The 5379-nt window shown below is 67.1% G+C and carries 5 protein-coding genes; 2 read left to right on the top strand and 3 right to left on the bottom strand.

The features are described 5' to 3' along the window. Nucleotides 1-185, top strand: a 185-nt coding sequence (locus AAGI46_15445) for a hypothetical protein (protein MEM1013601.1), incomplete at its 5' end; no start/stop codon positions are given. Between the two features lie 76 nt (nt 186-261). Here the strand turns inward: AAGI46_15445 and AAGI46_15440 are convergent. The 3 genes from AAGI46_15440 to hemL all read right to left on the bottom strand — a co-directional run bounded on the left by AAGI46_15440 (nt 262) and on the right by hemL (nt 3884). Continuing rightward, the gene (locus AAGI46_15440; GenBank protein MEM1013600.1) at nt 262-507 is read right to left on the bottom strand and encodes a hypothetical protein; all 246 of its coding nucleotides are present in this window, start codon (nt 505-507) and stop codon (nt 262-264) included. A gap of 199 nt (nt 508-706) precedes the next feature. Continuing rightward, the gene (locus tag AAGI46_15435) at nt 707-2218 is read right to left on the bottom strand and encodes a hypothetical protein (GenBank protein ID MEM1013599.1); all 1512 of its coding nucleotides are present in this window, start codon (nt 2216-2218) and stop codon (nt 707-709) included. Between the two features lie 337 nt (nt 2219-2555). Beyond that, the gene (gene hemL, locus AAGI46_15430; GenBank protein MEM1013598.1) at nt 2556-3884 is read right to left on the bottom strand and encodes a glutamate-1-semialdehyde 2,1-aminomutase; all 1329 of its coding nucleotides are present in this window, start codon (nt 3882-3884) and stop codon (nt 2556-2558) included. 178 nt (nt 3885-4062) lie between these two features. Between hemL and miaB the strand changes: the two genes are divergently transcribed. After that, the coding region (gene miaB, locus AAGI46_15425) for a tRNA (N6-isopentenyl adenosine(37)-C2)-methylthiotransferase MiaB (GenBank protein ID MEM1013597.1) at nt 4063-5379 on the top strand (1317 nt) is incomplete at its 3' end.

The following is a 5379-nucleotide window of genomic DNA, read 5'->3' as shown; positions in this document are numbered from 1 at the left end:
TCACAACCGCGGCGACGACGAGCAAAACGACGATGAGGGCGATGATCTTCTTCACAGACGACGTGCAGCTCCCACTCCCGGCAGCGTTGATGCGCGGCTTCCCACAAGGTTGCAGCAGCAGCAGCCTACGACGCCTCGACCCGCGACAACCGACCCCAACGAACACCTGCGTCGCATCGCGCTAACGATCACCGCGAAACGCGCGGAGTCACCAATCGCTCGCTATTTAAAGCACTCCGGATTGTCGCACAGAGCGCGACCTCACGCCCGAACGTCGACATGACGCTGCACCTTGTCCGCGGCATCTTCACGCGGCAGGTCGCTCGACAGTTCTGGTGGCTTCTCGGCGCCTTTGACTTCTTCATCCGTCGGAGCCGGCTTGGCCGTCTCTGGGGCAGGCTCTCGTTGGGCGAGCTTGCGCGCCTGCTCCCGCTTGGCCACCTGTGTCGACGCCGCGGCCGAGGCAAGGCCGGAGGCGTAGACGGGGTTGGTCGGCAGGCCATTCATGACGCGAGGGTCTCGACGTCATCTCATCGGTGATCCAACTCGTTTACGCGAGGGTTTCCACGCTACCGGACCATCATCTCTGTCATCTTGAGCGAGCGGAGCGAGTCGAAGGACCTCGCGTGTGTCGTTGATCCGATCTGACGAGGTCCCTCGGCTGCGCTCGGGATGACGGAAATGCGTAGCGAAGATCGGTCGCCGGTCACTCCGAAGCAGAAGCGACTTCGCCCGGCTGGACCATGCTCGGCGGGATCAGCTTGGCCGCAACCGAGCCGAAGACGTCGGACGGGTTGACGCGGTCGATGCCGGTCACGCGGACGTACTTGAGCTTGAGCATCTCGTCGCGGCCGACCTCGCCGCGGACGCCGATGAACTTTTGCAGCTTGCCCGCGATCTGCTCGACGATCTCGCCGTCGCAGCGGAGGTAGATCAGCGTCCGCTTCGACTGCGGATCGACGAGCCGAAACAGCGTTCCGCCGGTGATCTGCAGCGAACTTGGCTGGAGCTCGCCGACGGCTTCATAGAGCTTGATCTTGCCCATCTCGACGCGCTCGCTTAGCTCCTCGCGCTCGGCGACGAGGGCAGCGCGGCGCTCGTCAACGCCTTCGCGCAGCTGGCGGATCGCTTCCAGATCGGCCAGTGCTTCGCGGCGAATCGTGACGGTGCGGAGGCGTGCCTCGACGACCGGGGCGAGTTCTTGAATGCCGCGAAGCTCGGACGCGCGGGCTTCGGCCAGCAGCTCCGCGTAGCGGGCCTCGAGCTCTTCGAGCGGCTGGTCCTCCAGCGGAAGCTCGGCCTGCTCGCGGTAGAGCGTGTCGGTCGACTCGAACCGCTCGATCCACGTCGGATCGATCGCGGGCTCTTCGATCGCGACGGGCAGCGGCTCGATGACCTCGGCCTCGGCCGGCTGAGCCTCGGGCTCGTCGATGACGATCTCCGGCTCGACTTCGGGCTCTTCAATGATCACCGGCTCCGGTGTCACGGCGACGGGCTCGGGTGTCTCGACCTCGGGCTCGACCGGCAGCGACGGCTCGACTTCGGCGGCAGCGATCGGCAGTTCGTTCACGTCCCAACCGGCCGGCGTCTCGGCGACGACCAGTTCGCGTCCCTTGCGCATCTCAGCGACGGGCACGTAAAAGAAGACCATCTTCGGCGGCTCGATCCGGTAGTAGATGCCTTGCTCGCCGAGCACCCGGACCACATCGCCCGTGCGGAGGCGTGCGGCGGTGCGGCCGATGTTGTTGTCGTCGAGCGTGCTGCCGACGCGAACGCTCAGCGACTCGCTGACGCGCCCGGTCTGCGGACCCTCGGCGATCGTGCCGCGAACGTCGACCCGGCTCTTGGGCACGAGGCAGAACGTGCCGTCCGGCGGCAGGATTCGCAGGTAGCTCGCCTGACGCGCGATGACCGTGACTTCGGCACCTTCGCCAAGCGTCGTGACTTCCACGTCGCCCGCACTCGGGCCGGCACGAACGACGACGCCCTCACGCGCGGCGATGCCGGCGAACTGCCTGGCGGCGAGCATGCCAGAGCCCACCGACGCCACCGCAGGATCGTCCGCAGTTGGCACGGCAACGGTCGGCGTCGCGACGGCGAGCAACGACGCGGCAAACGCGGTTGCGGCAAGACGCAGCGCGTGGCTCGGCACGCGGCTGCTGCTGTGGAACAGACGGGTCTGCCGGACGGGCGGATCGAATTCGAATGCGGGACGCACGGGCACCTCCATGTGCACGGGGAGTCGAGAGTCGGATGGCTGCGATGAACGCCCGCAGACGTCGTCGCGATCGGGCCGATTCCTTCGGCCCGCGGTGGATGATGCAAAAGCCGACGGCCCGCGTCAAAGGGTCGCCCGATAAAAATGTCGTTTTGACGCAGAGGCCGTCGAGGGACGCATCTCAGGCTGCTCCGAATTCCGCTCCGAACACGCGCTCTCGGATTCGAGCCCCGAGCGTGAGCGAGCGGGTCCGGACGCTCGCCTGACCCGCTCGCTCACGCTCGGGGCTCGTTCTCAGAGGCGCCCGCTCACGCGGGCGGCTCACTTGGCGCGACAGCTACGTCGACGACACCGCGGCAAACGCCGCTTCCGCCGAATCGAGCGTGCGGTCAAGCGACTCCTCGTCGTGCGCGAGCCCGAGGAACCACGACTCAAACCGGCTCGGCGGGATCATCACGCCGCCCACGAGCAACTCGTGGAAGAAGGTTGCGAACCGGCGCGCGTCGGTTGCCGTGACCGCGTTGAAGTTGGTCACCGGCGTGTCGGGCTCTTCGGTGAGATACAGGCCCATCATGCTGCCGACGCGGTTGATCGTGATTGGCACGCCACGACCCTCGGCCTTCTGTTTGAGGCCCTCTTCGAGATAGACGCCCGCGGCCTCAAGCTGGTCGTAGGGGTCGGGCTCGTCGTCGGACGTGGGTTTGAGCAGGTCCAGCGTCGCCGCCCCGGCCGCCATGGCGAGCGGATTGCCGCTGAGCGTCCCGGCCTGATACACGGGACCGGTTGGACTGACCTGCTCCAAGAGCTCACGCCTGCCCGCATACGCCGCCGCCGGCAGTCCGCCGCCGATGACTTTGCCGAGGCACGTCAGGTCCGGCTGCACGCCGTATCGCGGCCCGCCGAGCGTCTGCGCTCCGCCCCAGGCCACGCGGAAGCCGGTCATCACTTCGTCGAACAGCAGCAGGGCACCGAACTCGTCGCACAGGTCGCGTAGGCCCTGCAGGTATCCCGGCTCGGGTTCGACCAGGCCCATGTTGCCCGCGATTGGCTCGACCGCGAAACAGGCGATGGTGTCGGGGTTTTCCTCGAAGACTTTGCGAGCGCCTTCGAGGTCGTTGTAGTCGACCAGCAGCGTGTTCCGCGTCAGCGACTCCGTGACGCCCGGCGAGGAGGGCGTGCCGTGCTGCATCGCACCGCTGCCGGCCTCGACGAGCAGGGCGTCGACGTGCCCGTGGTAGCAGCCGACGCACTTGATGATTTTGTCCCGACCCGTCGCCGCCCGGGCCAGCCGGATCGAGCTCATGGCGGCTTCCGTGCCGGAGTTGACGAATCGCAACAGGTCGTGCCCCGGCAGGGCCGACAGAATCGTCTCGGCGTGTTCGATCTCCAGCGTCGTCGGACAGCCGAACGTCGTCCCACGTCCGGCCACCTTGCTGATCGCCGCCAGCACGCGCTCGTTGGCATGCCCCGCGATCAACGGCCCGTAGCTGCCGACGTAATCGACGTAGACGTTCCCATCGACGTCCTCGACCCGGCAACCAGCGCCGCACCGAACGAAGACCGGCGTCCCACCGACCGCCCCGAACGCCCGCACCGGCGACGACACGCCGCCCGGCAAGACCTCGACCGCCCGCGCGAAGGACTCCTCGCTCTCCCGCAGCTCCAGCCCTTCTTGCCCCTCGGCCGCGACCTCCTCCAAGGCTTCGTCCGTCGCATGCAGCTCCGGCTGATCATGCGGCCGTTCCGCCGCCGCCTCTTGCGCCTCGTCGACAGTGTCGGTGCCCGCTGGCATGAGCAAAGTCTACCCAGCCGCACACCACCATGGGCTAAACTCCGTGCTCACGATGCCCGGCAAGATGCGCAAGCTCTACCTCGAAACCTTCGGGTGCCAGATGAACGTGCTCGACAGCGAGCTCGTCGCAGGGCAACTGCGGCGTGACGGGTACGAGCCGACGGCGGATCGGGACGAGGCGGACGTGGTGATCTTCAACACCTGCAGCGTTCGCGAGCATGCCGAGCAGAAGGTCTGGAGCCGGCTGGGCGAGTTGAAGCAGGCCAAGGAAGAGCGGCCCGACCTGACGATCGGCGTCATCGGTTGCATGGCCGAACGCGACGGGTTGCGGATCTTCGACCGCTTCCCGCACGTCGACCTGCTCTGCGGGCCGGGCGAGTTGGACAAGCTGGCGACGCTCGTCAGTGAACGCGACGGGCAGCGATCGGCGCTGATGGGGTCGACGGCCCGTCGCACGTCCACACGCGACGCAGCCGAGGACAACCTGGAGCTGCTCGATCTGTCCCGCGCGACGAGTCCGGCGGATGTCGGGCGGCAGGCGTACGTGCGGATCACGCGTGGATGCAACAAGTTCTGCACGTACTGCGTCGTGCCATACACGCGCGGGCCGGAGGTCCATCGGCCGCCGAGCAACATCGTGGCGGAGGTGCAGCGGCTGGTCGACGGCGGGGCGATCGAGGTGACGCTGCTCGGGCAGACCATCAACCATTACGCCTTCGACCACGGCGACGGCCGAACGACGACGTTCGCCGACCTGCTCTACCAGATCCACGAGGCGGTGCCGGCACTGCCGCGGCTGCGGTTCGTCACGAGCTACCCGCGCGACTTCACCGACGAAGCGCTCGACGCGATGCGCGACTGCGATCGCATCTGCCGGTACCTCCACGTCCCGGCCCAGCACGGCAGCGATCGCCTGCTCAAGGCGATGAACCGCGGCTACACCATCGGCCAGTACGAAGAATTCATCGGCCGGGCCAAGGAGAAGATGCCCGACGTCAGCCTCGCTAGCGACTTCATCGTCGGCTTCCCGACCGAGACCGAGGCGGAGTACGAGACCTGCCGCGGTGTGGTGGAGCGGTGCGGCTTCAAGAACTCGTTCGTTTTCAAGTACTCACCCCGGCCGGGCACCGTCGCGATCAAGCGGTTCGAAGACGACGTCGCCGAAGAGGACAAGCGTCGTCGCTGCAACGACCTGATTGCCGTTCAGAACGAAGTCACAAAGCGCGGCAACCTGGAGCTGGTCGGCCGACGGCTGGAGCTGATGGTCGAAGGGCCGAGCAAGCACGCGGCCAAGGCGTATCCGGCATCGAACGTCACGCTCGGCAGCGGCTTCAATCGCCGTGCGGCGGTCGAGCAGCTGGTCGGACGC

Source organism: Planctomycetota bacterium, assembly GCA_038746835.1.
Taxonomy (GTDB): domain Bacteria; phylum Planctomycetota; class Phycisphaerae; order Tepidisphaerales; family Tepidisphaeraceae; genus JBCDKH01.
This window is presented reverse-complemented; position numbering and strand designations above follow the sequence as displayed.